Origin of the sequence: Streptomyces sp. NPDC020731 (assembly GCF_044334705.1) — a bacterium.
In the GTDB taxonomy this organism is placed as follows: Bacteria; Actinomycetota; Actinomycetes; order Streptomycetales; family Streptomycetaceae; genus Streptomyces.
On sequence record NZ_JBIRTN010000018.1, the window covers coordinates 106,768 to 120,241 of the forward strand.

The 13,474-nt window shown below is 72.2% G+C and carries 8 protein-coding genes; 2 read left to right on the forward strand and 6 right to left on the reverse strand.

What is annotated here, in order from left to right; translation table 11 throughout:
• Positions 1-14: 14 nt before the first annotated feature.
• From ACH4VX_RS26315 to ACH4VX_RS26325, 3 genes are all read right to left on the reverse strand, one after another.
• Positions 15-1,988: an ATP-dependent DNA helicase gene (locus tag ACH4VX_RS26315; RefSeq protein WP_398370608.1), complete on the reverse strand. Its 1,974-nt coding sequence runs from the start codon at positions 1,986-1,988 to the stop codon at positions 15-17.
• A gap of 148 nt (positions 1,989-2,136) precedes the next feature.
• The gene (locus ACH4VX_RS26320; RefSeq protein WP_398370723.1) at positions 2,137-2,808 is read right to left on the reverse strand and encodes a GNAT family N-acetyltransferase; all 672 of its coding nucleotides are present in this window, start codon (positions 2,806-2,808) and stop codon (positions 2,137-2,139) included.
• On the reverse strand, positions 2,703-4,601 hold the full coding sequence (locus ACH4VX_RS26325; RefSeq protein WP_398370725.1) for an IucA/IucC family protein: 1,899 nt from the start codon (positions 4,599-4,601) through the stop codon (positions 2,703-2,705). Before ACH4VX_RS26325 ends, ACH4VX_RS26320 begins: the two co-directional genes overlap by 106 nt.
• Positions 4,602-5,095: 494 nt before the next feature.
• Here ACH4VX_RS26325 and ACH4VX_RS26330 point away from each other — a divergent pair, with 494 nt between their 5' ends.
• On the forward strand, positions 5,096-6,313 hold the full coding sequence (locus ACH4VX_RS26330; protein ID WP_398370610.1) for a trypsin-like serine peptidase: 1,218 nt from the start codon (positions 5,096-5,098) through the stop codon (positions 6,311-6,313).
• Between the two features lie 130 nt (positions 6,314-6,443).
• Positions 6,444-7,652, forward strand: coding sequence for a trypsin-like serine peptidase (locus tag ACH4VX_RS26335; protein WP_398370612.1), 1,209 nt, complete (start codon positions 6,444-6,446; stop codon positions 7,650-7,652).
• Between the two features lie 63 nt (positions 7,653-7,715).
• Here the strand turns inward: ACH4VX_RS26335 and hflX are convergent, their stop codons facing one another.
• The 3 genes from hflX to ACH4VX_RS26350 all read right to left on the reverse strand — a co-directional run bounded on the left by hflX (position 7,716) and on the right by ACH4VX_RS26350 (position 13,332).
• A complete protein-coding gene (gene hflX / locus ACH4VX_RS26340; RefSeq protein WP_398370613.1) occupies positions 7,716-9,209 on the reverse strand; it encodes a GTPase HflX in 1,494 nt (497 codons plus the stop codon).
• 159 nt (positions 9,210-9,368) lie between these two features.
• The gene (locus tag ACH4VX_RS26345; protein WP_398370615.1) at positions 9,369-11,069 is read right to left on the reverse strand and encodes a M1 family metallopeptidase; all 1,701 of its coding nucleotides are present in this window, start codon (positions 11,067-11,069) and stop codon (positions 9,369-9,371) included.
• A gap of 100 nt (positions 11,070-11,169) precedes the next feature.
• On the reverse strand, positions 11,170-13,332 hold the full coding sequence (locus ACH4VX_RS26350; RefSeq protein ID WP_398370617.1) for a RelA/SpoT family protein: 2,163 nt from the start codon (positions 13,330-13,332) through the stop codon (positions 11,170-11,172).
• Positions 13,333-13,474: the final 142 nt, after the last annotated feature.

Consider the following 13,474-nt stretch of genomic DNA (forward strand, 5'->3'; position numbering starts at 1 on the left):
GTGTGGCGCAGCGTCTACTGGGCGTCAATGCGTGCCTTCGCGTCGATCGCGGCCAGCGACTTCCTGACCTGGTTGCGGTCCGTGGTGTACCAGAAGTCGGGCAGCGAAGCCTTCAGATAGCTGCCGTACCGGGCGGTGGCCAGCCGCTGGTCCAGCACGGCCACCACCCCCCGGTCACCCGAGGCCCGTACGAGACGGCCGGCGCCCTGCGCCATGAGCAGTGCCGCGTGGGTGGCGGCGACCGCCATGAAGCCGTTGCCGCCGGCTTCCTCCACGGCCTTCTGGCGGGCGCTCATCAAGGGGTCGTCCGGGCGCGGGAAGGGGATCTTGTCCATGACCACCAGTTGGCAGCTCGGACCCGGTACGTCGACACCCTGCCAGAGCGACAGCGTGCCGAAGAGGCAGGTCTTCGGGTCGGCCGCGAAGTTCTTGATCAGTTCGCCGAGCGTCTCCTCGCCCTGGAGGAGGATCGGGAACTCCGGGATGCGGGAGCGCAGCTCCTCGGCGGCGAGCTGGGCGGCCCGCATCGAGGAGAACAGCCCCAGGGTGCGGCCGCCCGCCGCCTGGATCAGCTCGGTGAGCTCGTCCAGCATGTCCCCGCGGTCCCCGTCACGGGCCGGGCGCGCCAGATGCTTCGCGACGTAGAGGATGCCCTGTCTGGGGTAGTCGAACGGCGAACCGACGTCGACGCCCTTCCACTGAGGGAGGTCATCGCCTTCGGCGCCTTCGGGGCCGAGCCCCAGGGACGCCCCCACGCCGTTGAAGTCGCCGCCCAGCTTCAGCGTCGCGGACGTCAGGATCACGGAACGGTCGGTGAAGAGCTTCTCCCGCAGCAGGCCCGAGACGGACATGGGCGCGACGCGCAGGGATGCTCCGAAACGGTCATGGCGCTCGTACCAGACGACGTCCCACTCGGAGCCGTGCGTGATCCGCTCCGCCACGTCGTGGACGCCCTCCACGGAGGCCAGCGCCTGTTTGCGGACCGCGTCCTCGTCCTGGACGGACTTGTCGCGGGTGCTGCCGAGGGCGGAGATGACGGTGCGACAGGCGTCGCGCAGCGCCATGAGCGCGTATCCGAGGTCCTCCGGGATCTCCTCCAGCCGGCCCGGAAGGGCCAGCTCCATCAGCCGTTCGAACCCTTCGGCGGCGGTCTGGAGCTGGTCGGCGGCCTTCTCGTTGACGAGCTTCGCGGCACGCCGCACCGCGCGGTTGACCTGCCCGGGGGTGAGCTCCCCCGTAGCCACTCCGGTGACCCGGGAGACCAGCTCATGGGCCTCGTCGACGATCAGCACCTCGTGCTGCGGGAGCACCGGCGCGCCCTCGATGGCGTCGATCGCGAGCAGGGCGTGGTTGGTGACGACCACCTCGGCCAGCTTGGCGCGCTCGCGGGCCGTCTCGGCGAAGCACTCGGCGCCGTAGGCGCACTTCGTGGCGCCCAGGCACTCCCGTGACGACACCGACACCTGGGACCAGGCCCGGTCGGACACGCCCGGCGTGAGGTCGTCCCGGTCGCCGGTCTCCGTCTCGTCGGACCAGTCACGCAGGCGCAGCAGGTCCTGGCCCAGCTTGCTGGTGGGCGCGGCCGCCTCGAACTGGTCGAAGAGGCCCTCCTCCTCGTCCTGCGGCACGCCCTCGTGCAGCCGGTGCAGGCACAGGTAGTTGGAGCGGCCCTTGAGCATCGCGAACTCCGGGCGGCGGCGCAGCAGCGGATGCAGTGACTCCACCGTGCGCGGCAGGTCGCGCTCCACCAGCTGGCGCTGCAGGGCCAGGGTGGCCGTCGCCACCACCACCCGCTCCCCCTGCGCGAGCGCGGGCACCAGATAGCCCAGCGACTTTCCGGTGCCGGTGCCGGCCTGGACCAGCAGATGGGCTCCGTCGTCGATCGCCTCGGCGACGGCTTCGGCCATGGTCACCTGGCCGGGGCGCTCCGTGCCGCCGACGGCGGTGACGGCGGCGTGCAGGAGTTCGGGGAGTGAGGGCTTCGTCATAGCGCGACCACCCTACGACCCGGCACTGACATTCGTGCGATCACTGCGAGGGCTGGAGACGCGATCAAGACGGGCTCCTCGGGGGACGGAAGGGGCCGGGCGGAAGCGGCCGGGCGGAAGCGGCCGGGGACGGCGCGGTGACGGGGCACTACATCAGATGGCGCAGGGAGCGGTCCCGGACCATGAGGGCGGCCCGCTTGGTGGGCAGATCGACCTCGGCCGAGAAGTGGAAGCCGGCGTTGAGGAAGGCGGTGACGGAGGGGGCGTTGCGCAGGTCGGGTTCCGCGACGACGCGCGGCGAGACGGGCCGCCTGGCGAGGGCGAGGTCGGCGACCGCTCTGAGCAGGACGCTGCCGAGGCCCCGCCCCCGGTCGCCGGCGGCGCCGATGAGGACATGGAGTCCGGTGTCGTGGGGTCGGGCCGGGTAGTGGCGGGCCAGGGGGTCGAGGTCCGCGCGGTAGACCTCCCAGTAGCTCATCGGCGTACCGTCCAGGACGCCGACGCACGGAACGCTGCGTCCGTCACCGGCGAGCTGGGCCCGCAGGTGGTCGGCCGTCACGTCCGGCGGTCCGGAGAGCTCCCAGAACACGGCGACGGCCGGGTCGTTCATCCACCGTGCCAGGAGAGGCAGATCTCGTTCGACCCGGACGGGGACGAGCCGGAACAGGCCCGCGGGAGTGCGGGCCGGGCCCCAGGCGCCGATGTGGTCGGACATCACGGGTGCAGGGGGTTGGCGATGGTGACGTAGACGGACTGGGTGTCGACCGGGCCGACGAGCTCGTCGAGGCCGTGCAGCCGGGTCAGCAGGTTCGCCTTGCAGCGCAGGACGGGTGAGTCGAGCAGGCGGGCGGGCAGCGTGCTGCGCGTCCGGGCCGGTCCGGCACAGACTCCGGTGAGGAACCGGCGGAGGGCGGCGAGCAGCAGCCGTTCGTCGGCCAGGCGCTGGGAGCCGAAGGCGCCGATGAGACCGAGGACGTTGTTGATGCCCAGGTAGTAGGCGAAGCGTTCGTCGGTGACCTCGTCGGAGACGAAGGTGTCGCTGTGCTCACCGATGCCGGGCAGCCGGGCGTCGAGTTCCGCGCGTCGCGACGCGCGGAAGTAGTAGCCCTGGTTGTCCCGGTGGCGTCCGCCCGCGGGCCAGCCGTCGGCGTCCAGCAGAAGCAGGGTGTTCTGCTGATGCGCCTCGAGGGCGATGCCGGCCTCTCCGTCCAGCCACAGCACGGGCCGCACCACGTGTTCCAGGTACCGCAGGAACCACTCGGCGGCGACGGCCCCGGACGGCCGTCCCGTGCGTGCGGCGAGGCGGGTGACGATCTCGGCCAGCCGGGATCCCGTACGGCCGCCGGGGCGGGGCCGCGGCGAGAGCAGTCCGGCGACGCAGGCGACGTCGTCGTGCGGCTGGAACGGGTTGTGCCGGATCACCGCGTCGAGTCCGGGCACGGGGTCACCGGCCGGTGTGTCCACGGCGATCCAGGCCGGGTCCCGGACGATGTCGAAGCCGGGGTGCGCGGCCCGCCACCGCTGGGACAGTCCGGTGCGCAGCAGCCGGTGGACCTCGACCCCCCGGTGGAGTTCCTTGCGGAGGTTCTCCCGGCGGGAGTTGGTGATGCGCAGGCCCAGCGACAGCTTGAGCATGGCCGGGGCGCCGGTCCGGTGGACGGTGCGTACGGAGGAGGTGGGGTGCCAGGGGGCGCCGTGGCCGCCGAGGTCGCGGAGCAGTCCGGCGTCCAGCAGCGCGGCGACCTCGGGGCGGTGGCCGGCCTGGCGCAGTTGCCAGGGGTGCACGGGGAGGGCCGCGTAGCCGTCGGGCAGCGGCAGACCGGGGCCGGCGAGACGCGCGGTGAGGTGGGCCGCGGTGACGGGACGTCCACGCTCGGTCCAGGCGGAGTCGGTGGCGAGCAACGACGGGGCGACAGCCATCCAGTGCAGCGGGAACGAACCGCGCGACTCGGGCGAGTACCGCTGCGCCTCGGCGTCGGAGAGGCCCTCGCGGCTCTTCGGGTCCGGGTGCAGCGGATGGCCGAGGACGAGTGACTGTTCGGCGGCGAGGAAGAGGTCGGGACGGTCGTCCGGGTCCGCCCGTCGGCCGCTGACGAAGGCGGCGACACGTCGTACGGAGTCGGCGACGCGCGCGACCAGGTCGGTGCCGTCGCCCACCGGGGGACGTGCCGGTTCCGGGATGCCGGCGTTCTCCCTGCCGAGGAGGGCGGCGAGCAGGACGGCGTCGACCGGTGGGGCGGAGTCCGGGGCGTCGGCCAGGCGGGGAGGTCCGAAGCGGTGCCAGCCGGTCGGGGACCAGTGGAGAACGGGGACGAGCAGGGACGTGCCGCCGGCCGGCAGGGGGAGGCGCAGGGTGTCGCCGTCCGGAGCGGGGAGGCCGGTTTCGCGTACCCAGCAGCGCAGGAGGTTCTCCAGGGCCGCCGCGTGGGCCGCCCGGCGCGGGTCGGGGTGGTCCAGGAGGTCGGCTCCGGTGCTCCCGGGTTGTTCGCCGTGGGGCCGCGTTCCCTCCTGGTGGGGAACCACGGAGCTCGTGCGGTCGGCCGGTGTGGGGGTCGTGTGCAAGGTGGGTCCTCGAAAGTGGTGCGGTGACGGGGGCGGGGGTCGTGCCGTCAGCCCGTCCGTGCGTGACGGCGGCCAAAGACGCGAGGCTTCCCGCGCGGGTGGTCACGAGCCGCCGCGTGGAGGGCGTCGGCGAGTCGGTCCAGGACCGCGGCCACCTGTCCCTCCGTGATCGTTGGATTCCGCCACCGTCCTCCTCCGTGCTCCCGCCGAACCACGGCACGGGGCATCCGCGTGCGGGCAGCGGACCCCCCACCGCTACCAACCGCGGACCGCCCACCGGGTTACGGGTTACTCCGGGATCCTTGGCCCTCCGGGCCGGCGCCTGGGGGCCCGACGGCCTCAAATCGGCGCATCCCCGGACGATCGTCCAGGTCAGGCGGCTTGTAGCCGAACCGTTGCCGTTCCGTCGGATGTCCCCCACGGCGAGCGCATAGTGTGTGGTGCCGTTCCCGAAGGCCGTTGGGAGCATCCCCGAACTCCGTGCGGGTCAGGGGCGGGACCACGGCCGAAGCACCACATCCGTTCATTCCAGGGGGAGTCAGATCATGCGATCCATACGGCCGTCGTCCACCGCTCGCCGAGGGGGGCCGACACGCCGGACCTCCCCCGTCCTGGCCGCTGTCGCACTCGTCTCGGCGCTCGCCCTCACCGCCACCGCCTGCGAGTCGGGGGACGCCGACGCGAGCGCCGAGGCCTCCGCGACCGCCGCTGCCGACGACGGCAAGCTCAAGATCCCGGACGACATCAAGGACCGGCTCAAGGAGCACGGGATCGACCTCGACAAGTGGAAGGACGGCGCCTGGAAGGACTGGAGCAAGGACGACTGGCTGCGCGAGGCCAACGACTTCGTCAACCCGATCATCGAGGACCTGTGGGACCCGGACCGCATGCGGGACGCCGAGGAGCCGGACCAGGGGGTCGACGAGAGCGACATCTCCGGTGACCAGGGCGTGACGGACCCGACTCCGGAACCGGTGCAGGCGGAGGCCATCGCCCCGCCGTACCACGCCAACGCCCCCACGGCGGGCAAGGTGTTCTTCGACTCCCCCGAGGGCACGATGGTCTGCTCGGCCACGGTGGTGCAGGACCCGGCCAACCCGGGCAAGTCCAACATGGTGTGGACGGCGGGCCACTGTGTGCACGCGGGCAAGAAGGGCGGCTGGTACCGCAACATCGCCTTCGTGCCGTCGTACAACGACGCGGGCAAGCCGGCGAAGGAGCTCGAGAACCCCACGAAGGAGGAGACCGCTCCGTACGGCGTCTGGTGGGGTGACTGGGCGCAGACCTCGGACCAGTGGATCGAGCAGGGCGGCTCCACGGGCGGTGACGGCGCCTCGTACGACTTCGCGGTCATCCATGTGACGCCGGAGGAGGGTGGCGACGGCAAGTCGCTGGAGGAGACGGTCGGTTCGGCGCTGCCGGTGGACTTCGGCGCCCCCGCGGTGCCGAAGGTGAAGGAGATCACGGCGATCGGTTACCCGGCCGCCCCGCCGTACGACGGCGAGACGCTGCACCGCTGCCAGGACCGGCCCGGACGGCTGTCGCTCGGCGCGTCGGACCCGACGATGTACCGCATCGGGTGCAGCATGACCGCCGGTTCGTCCGGTGGCGGCTGGGTCGCGACGGGTTCGGACGGGAAGCCGGCCCTGGTGTCCAACACCTCCATCGGCCCGGTGACGTCGGGCTGGCTGGCCGGCCCGCGACTGGGCGACGAGGCCAAGGGCGTGTACGACGCGGTCAGCGAGAAGTTCGCCGGTCGGTGACCGGCGTGTCCGGTCCCGCGTGCCGCCGCGCGCGCGGGACCGGGCGGGGTGACGGCGCCCGGTCCCGGATCCCGAACGGAACACGCACACGCGGCAGGGCATTCATTCGCTTCCACGGGGGTCATGCACCATGCGTTCCACACGTACGTCCGCGCCACTCGGGCGTGGCCGTCGCACCGTTCTCACCGCCGCCGGGCTCGTCGCCGCCCTGGCGCTCACCGCGACCGCGTGCGGCGGTTCCGGGAAGGACGAGGCGAACGACAAGCCCGACGCCACCACCTCGCAGGCCGCCGGCAGCGACGGCGGCGAGGTGAGGATCCCGTCCGACATCGCGGACAAGCTCAGGGAGCACGGGATCGACGTCGACAAGTGGAAGAACGGTGGCTGGGAGGACTGGGACAAGGACAAGTGGCTCAGTGAGGCCGAGGACTTCGTCAACCCGGTGATCGAGGGCCTGTGGGAGCCCGACCGGATGCGGTCCGCGGAGGAGGCCGACAAGACCGTCTCGACCAAGGACGCGTCGGCGGCCCAGGGCGTCAGCGACCCGGAGCCGGCCCAGGTCCGGGCGGAGGCCGAGAAGACGCCGTACCACGAGAACGCGGCGCCGGTCGGCAAGGTGTTCTTCGACTCCCCCGAGGGCCCCGCCGTGTGTTCCGGAACGGTCGTCAAGGACGTGAACCACCCGGGCAGGTCCAACCTCGTCTGGACGGCCGGGCACTGTGTGCACGCCGGCGGCAACGGCGGCTGGTACCGCAACCTCACCTTCGTCCCGGCCTACAACGACCTCGGCAGGTCCGAGGCGGACCTGGGCAACGCGAGCGCCACCGAGACCGCCCCCTACGGCAACTGGTGGGCGGACTGGGCCTCGACCTCCAACGGCTGGATCCAGGGCGGCTCGGCGTCCGGCGGCGACGGAGCGGCGTACGACTACGCCGTGCTGCACGTGAAGCCGGAGCAGGGCGCCAAGTCCCTGGAGGAGACGGTCGGCGCCGCGCTGGACGTGGACTTCTCCGCGCCGTCCACAGCGGAGGCGGGCGAGATGGGCGCCTGGGGCTACCCGGCCGCGCCGCCCTACAACGGCCTGCAGATGTTCAAGTGCCTCGACGCTCCGGGCCGGTTCTCGCTCGGCTCGAGCCTGCCGACGATGTACCGCATCGGCTGCTCCATGACCGGCGGCTCGTCCGGCGGCGGCTGGTTCCGGGTGCTGAACGGCGAGACGGTGCTGGTCTCCAACACCTCGATCGGCCCGATGGACAACACCTGGCTGGCGGGCCCGCAGCTCGGCGAGGACGCCGAGGCGCTGTACCAGAACATGAGCAAGACCTACGGCGGTCAGTGATCCGCACGGAGTGAAGGCCTGCCCCCGTGAGCAGGGGCAGGCCTTCACTCCGTCGTGAGTGGCTCAGCCGGCCGGGGTGGGAACGTACGGCGTGAGTTCCGCCGCCAGTTCCTCGTGCACCCGCACCTTGAGCAGGGTGCCCTCCGGGGTGTGCTCCTCGGAGATCACCTCGCCCTCGTCATGGGCGCGGGCGACCAGCTTGCCGTGGGTGTAGGGCACGAGCGCCTCGATCTCCACGGACGGGTGGGGCAGCTCGCTGTCGATCAGCGCGAGCAGCTCCGGGATGCCCCGGCCGGTGCGGGCCGAGACCGCGATGGAGCGCTTCTCCGTCCGCAGCAGCCGCTGGAGCGTCAGCGGGTCGGCCGCGTCGGCCTTGTTGATCACCACGATCTCGGGTACGCCGGTGGCGCCGACGTCCCTGATCACCTCGCGCACGGCGGCCAGCTGCTCCTCCGGGACCGGGTGCGAACCGTCCACCACGTGCAGGATCAGGTCGGCGTCGCCGACCTCCTCCATCGTGGAGCGGAACGCCTCGACCAGATGATGCGGCAGGTGCCGGACGAAGCCGACCGTGTCGGTCAGCGTGTGCAGCCGGCCGCTCGGGGTCTCGGCCCGGCGCACGGTCGGGTCCAGGGTCGCGAACAGCGCGTTCTCGACCAGGACGCCCGCGCCCGTGAGGCGGTTGAGCAGTGAGGACTTGCCGGCGTTGGTGTAGCCCGCGATGGCCACGGACGGCACCTTGTTGCGCCTGCGCTCCTGGCGCTTGATCTCGCGGCCGGTCTTCATCTCCGCGATCTCACGGCGCATCTTCGCCATCTTCTCGCGGATGCGACGCCGGTCGGTCTCGATCTTGGTCTCACCGGGACCACGGGTGGCGAGGCCGCCGCCCTTGCCGCCGCCCATCTGCCGGGACAGCGACTGACCCCAGCCGCGCAGTCGCGGCAGCATGTACTGCATCTGCGCGAGCGCGACCTGCGCCTTGCCCTCTCGGGACTTGGCGTGCTGGGCGAAGATGTCCAGGATCAGGGCCGTACGGTCGATGACCTTGACCTTGACGACGTCCTCGAGCTGGATCAACTGCCCGGGGCTGAGCTCACCGTCGCAGATGACGGTGTCCGCGCCCGTCTCGAGCACGATGTCCCGCAGCTCCTGCGCCTTGCCGGAGCCGATGAACGTCGCCGCGTCGGGCTTGTCGCGGCGCTGGGTCACGCCGTCGAGCACGAGGGCGCCCGCCGTTTCCGCGAGGGCGGCGAGCTCCGCGAGGGAGTTCTCCGCGTCCTGCACGGTTCCCGAGGTCCACACCCCGACGAGCACGACCCGCTCCAGGCGGAGCTGTCGGTACTCGACCTCGGTGACGTCCTCGAGCTCGGTGGAGAGGCCCACGACGCGGCGCAGGGCCGCACGCTCGGAGCGGTCGAACTGGTCGCCGTCCCGCTCTCCGTCGATCTCGAGGCTCCAGGCGACGTCCTCTTCCATCAGGGCATCGGCCCGAAGACCTTCGGGATGGGTGTACGCGAAGCGCTTGGTGTCCTGGGAAGGGGAAGAAGAGGAGGTCATTGGGTCCTTACGTCGTCGGTGAGCCTTCTGCGGCGACGGAGCCGGTCCGTGGGACCCTCCGTCACTGTCCACAACGTCCGGGAGGCCCGGGAGATTCCCGCGTCCCGTGCTGTGCGGACCTGACGATGGTCGCACGGTACGGCCCGTCTCGTCATCGTGTTATTCCCGGCTCGCACCGGGTCGATGCGCGGGCGTGAGCGGCCGCCGGGCGGGCGTCGCGGACCGGGCCGCGGACTTCCATTCGGGATGGCCCGGCATCGGCGGGGTCGTGGCTCCGTACAGCCAGGGGTGCAGGAAGCCGGTCAGGTCGCGTCCGGCGACGCGGGACGCCAGCCGGACGAAGTCGGCGGTGGAGGCGGTGCCGTCCCGGTGGCGGGTGACCCAGTCGCGCTCCAGGCGCCCGAAGGCGGTGCGGCCGATCTCCTCGCGCAGGGCGTACAGCACGAGCGCGGCACCGGAGTAGACGTTCGGCCGGAAGATGTCGATCTTCCGGCCGGGTTCCGGGGGCTCGGGCGCGGCGGGCGGTCCGCCGGCCGCGCGCCAGCCGTCGGACGCCTCGTAGGCGGCCTCCATTCGTGCGTCCAGGGACCTGCCGCCCCGCTCCTGCGCGTACAGCGCCTCGTACCAGGTGGCATGGCCTTCGTTGAGCCACAGGTCGGACCAGGTGCGGGGGCTGACGCTGTCGCCGAACCACTGGTGGGCCAGCTCGTGCACCATGATCGACTCGACGTACCAGGCGGGGAGGGCGGAATCGGTGAACAGGTCGCGTTCGAAGAGGGAGAGGGTCTGGGTCTCCAGCGCGAAGCCGGTGGAGGCGTCGGCGAGGAGCAGACCGTAGGTCTCGAACGGGTAGCGGCCGGCCTTCTCCTCCATCCAGGAGATCTGGGCGGGGGTCTTCGCCAGCCATGGTTCGAGCTCCGCGCGGTGCGCGGTGGGCACGACGTCCCGCAGGGGCAGCCCGTGCGGGCCCGTGCGGTGCAGGACGGCGGAACGGCCGACGGAGACCTGTGCGAGTTCGGTGGCCATGGGGTGACGGGTCCGGTACGTCCAGGTGGCGGCCCCGCGCGTGCGCTCGACGGCGGCGGGCAGACCGTTCGCGACGGCCGTGTGGCCGTCGGGGGCGGTGATCCGGAAGGTGAACACCGCCTTGTCAAAGGGGTGGTCGTTGCACGGGAACACCAGGTGGGCGGCATCGGCCTGGTTGGCCATGGCGAGGCCGTCCGCGGTGCGCACCCAGCCGCCCTCTCGGTCCTCGGCGGCCGCGGGGTCGCTGGTGTGCCGGACGGTGATCCGGGTCCGCTCGCCCTTGTCCAGGTCGTCCGCCGGTGTGATCACCAGGTCCTCTCCGGCACCGGTGAAGCCGGCCGGACCGCCGTCGACCTCGACGGAGTGGACCGTGTTGTGGGCGAAGTCGAGGTTGATCCGGTCCAGGTCGGCGGTGAGGCGGGCGTCGATCGTGGTGACGGCTTCGAGCGGCCGGTCGTTGCGGCCGGGGTAGTCGAGGGCGATGTCGTACGACAGCACGTCGTATCCGGGGTTGCCCAGGTACGGGAAGAGGCGGTCGCCGATGCCGAGCGGGACGGCCGGGGCGCTCGCGGCGACCAGGCAGACGGAGACGGCGGAGGCGAGCAGCACCGTGGCCGTCCGGCGGTGACGTGCGCGACCGGTCCCGGTGCGGGCGTCCCGGTGCCGGGCGGCGTGGCTGTGGGGCAGCGTCCGGGCCTGGGGGCCGTGACCGTGCGGCGACCGGCCGCGCGGGACGGGGGTGTCCGAGGTCCGGGCCTGTGACGCGGCACCGGCGGGCACCTGGGCGCGGGGGCCGGCGCCGTGCGGGGAGCGGCCGTGAGGGGTGAGCGGCATTCCCCACGGCTATCAGCGTGCGCGCGTGCTGCGGTGACGGCGCGCTTCCGACCCACCCGATCGGGTAATCACACCGCCGCTTGGACGCTCCACGCTCCGGTCAGACGCCAGGGGTCTGCGGCTGGGCCCGGCTCACGTCGTACACACCGGCCACATTGCGCATCGCGCGCATGAGGACGGGCAGGTGGGCGGCGTCCGGCAGCTGCACGGTGTAGGTGTGCCGCACCTGCTGCCGGTCCGGGGGTTCGACGGTCGCGGAGACGATCTCGGCGCCTTCGAGGGCCATGGCCTCGGTGAGGTCCGCGAGCAGGTGCGGGCGGACGAAGGACTCCGCGACCAGCGTGACCCGGCACTCGGCACCCTCCCCCCAGCGCACGCCGACCTCCGCGCGCCCCGCGCTCTTCATGCGCGCCACCGCGGCGCACTCGACCCGGTGCACGGTGACCGCTCCCCCGCGCACGGCGAAGCCGGTCACCTCGTCGGGCGGTACGGGCGTACAGCAGCCGGCGAGCCGTACGGTCGCGCCGGCCCGGTCGGCCAGGACCTGGGCGGCGGTGGGACGGCCGGCGTCCGGAGCATCCGGAGCCGGTGACCGGGCGGGGTCGCCGGCGAGCGGCCGGGCGGCCTCCTCCGGTTCGGTCCCGGGTGCCTCGCCCTGTGCGGGATGGGCGGCCAGCCACCGCTGGATGGCGATCCGCGCGGCGGGGGTGTGGGCGTGCTCCAGCCACTCCCTGGAGGGCTCGGAGGCCGCGTCCTGGCCCATCAGCAACTGCACGGTGTCACCGTCCTTGAGGACGGTGCTCAGTGTCGCCAGCCGGCCGTTGACCCTGGCCCCGATGCACGCGTGGGCGTCCTCGCCGTACTGTGCGTAGGCGGCGTCCACGCAGGTCGCCCCCTCCGGCAGGCCCAGCGTGCCCCCGTCGGGGCGGAAGACGGTGATCTCACGGTCCTGGGCGAGGTCCTCGCGCAGGGTGGACCAGAAGGTGTCGGGGTCGGGTGCGGCCCGCTGCCAGTCCAGGAGCCGGGAGAGCCAGCCGGGCCGGGTGGGGTCGACGCGTTCACCGTCGCTCGCGGACTGCTCCTCCGGCGGGGCGGTGTAGGGGTTGCCGAGGGCGACGACTCCGGCCTCGGCGGCCTTGTGCATCCGGTGGGTGCGGATGAGGACCTCGACGACCTGTCCGTCCGCACCGGCCACGGCGGTGTGCAGCGACTGGTACAGGTTGAACTTCGGTACGGCGATGAAGTCCTTGAACTCCGAGACCACGGGCGTCATGCAGGTGTGCAGCTCGCCCAGGACGCCGTAGCAGTCGGCGTCCTCGTTCACCAGCACCAGCAGACGGCCGAAGTCGGCGCCGCGCAGTGCCCCGCGTCTGCGGGACACGCGGTGCACGGAGACGAAGTGGCGCGGACGGATGAGGACTTCGGCGGTGATGTCGGCCTCGCGGAGCACCTTGCGCACGTCGCCGGCGACTTCGGCGAGCGGGTCGTCCGCGCGGGCGGCGTTGCGGATGATCAACTCGCGCGTGTGCTCGTACTCCTGGGGGTGGAGGATCGCGAAGACCAGGTCCTCCAGTTCGGTCTTGAGCGCCTGGACGCCGAGCCGTTCGGCGAGCGGGATCAGGACGTCACGTGTCACTTTGGCGATGCGTTCCTGTTTCTCGGGACGCATCACGCCGAGGGTGCGCATGTTGTGCAGCCGGTCGGCGAGTTTGATCGACATCACGCGGACGTCGTTACCGGTGGCGACGAGCATCTTGCGGAAGGTCTCGGGCTCGGCGGCGGCGCCGTAGTCGACCTTCTCCAGTTTGGTGACGCCGTCGACGAGGTAGCGGACCTCCTCGCCGAACTGTTCACCCACCTGATCCAGCGTCACGTCCGTGTCCTCGACGGTGTCGTGGAGCAGGGAGGCGGTCAACGTCGTGGTCTCGGCGCCGAGTTCGGCGAGGATCAGGGTCACCGCGAGCGGGTGCGTGATGTACGGCTCACCGCTCTTGCGCATCTGGCCGCGATGGGAGGACTCGGCCAAGACGTAGGCGTGGCGCAGGGGTTCGAGGTCGGCGTCGGGGTGGTGGGCGCGGTGGGCGTCGACCACGTGTCCGATGGCGTCGGGGAGCCGGTCGCGGGCGGCGGGGCCGAGCAGCGCGGCACGGCCCAGTCGGCGCAGGTCGAGCCGGGGGCGGGCCTTCCTGCGCGACCCCGTCGGTGTGACGTGACCAGAGGTCACAGAGCCTGGGGTCGCAGGATTCGCGGCCTCCGCATTCATGGGCACCTCCGGCTGCGTGGACCGGCGGACGGCGCGCCCCAGGGCGGACTCGGGCTCAGGAGACGGTGTTCGTCCCCCGTCCGGGCCGGTGCTTGATGCTACCGAGCCGGACCCCCTCGGGCCGACCGCCTCCGGCCGAGCG

What these genes read in the sequence shown, in the direction of transcription:
- ACH4VX_RS26315 (WP_398370608.1), bottom strand. Translation starts at nt 1,988, where the DNA reads ATGACGAAGCCCTCACTCCCCGAACTCCTGCACGCCGCCGTCACCGCC.
- ACH4VX_RS26330 (WP_398370610.1), top strand. Translation starts at nt 5,096, where the DNA reads ATGCGATCCATACGGCCGTCGTCCACCGCTCGCCGAGGGGGGCCGACA.
- ACH4VX_RS26335 (WP_398370612.1), top strand. Translation starts at nt 6,444, where the DNA reads ATGCGTTCCACACGTACGTCCGCGCCACTCGGGCGTGGCCGTCGCACC.
- hflX (WP_398370613.1), bottom strand. Translation starts at nt 9,209, where the DNA reads ATGACCTCCTCTTCTTCCCCTTCCCAGGACACCAAGCGCTTCGCGTAC.
- ACH4VX_RS26345 (WP_398370615.1), bottom strand. Translation starts at nt 11,069, where the DNA reads ATGCCGCTCACCCCTCACGGCCGCTCCCCGCACGGCGCCGGCCCCCGC.
- ACH4VX_RS26350 (WP_398370617.1), bottom strand. Translation starts at nt 13,332, where the DNA reads ATGAATGCGGAGGCCGCGAATCCTGCGACCCCAGGCTCTGTGACCTCT.